Consider the following 250-nt stretch of genomic DNA (forward strand, 5'->3'; position numbering starts at 1 on the left):
CCATTTCTGAGCGCAGCTAATTGTGGCACGATGGACACGCCACCAAAGACTACGGCTGATTTTAACGGTAAGTTGATGCCGTAAGTGGCGACGCTTTCTTGTACTTGCGCGGCAAGTTCGCGTGTTGGTGTTAATACTAGCGCACGGACTTGACCACGTTGCGCTCGTTCACCTTTAGATAATAATTCTAAAATTGGTAAGGTAAAACCAGCTGTTTTTCCTGTCCCTGTTTGTGCTGCTGCCATTACAT

Annotated in this window: 1 protein-coding gene; it reads right to left on the minus strand. The window is 47.2% G+C overall.

Going from position 1 to position 250, the window contains the following annotated elements:
• Window positions 1-250, minus strand: a 250-nt coding sequence (locus AAEZ02_RS23110) for a DEAD/DEAH box helicase (protein ID WP_351125507.1), incomplete at both ends; no start/stop codon positions are given.

This window comes from Shewanella sp. T24-MNA-CIBAN-0130, assembly GCF_040310185.1.
Classification (GTDB): Bacteria; Pseudomonadota; Gammaproteobacteria; order Enterobacterales; family Shewanellaceae; genus Shewanella; species Shewanella psychromarinicola.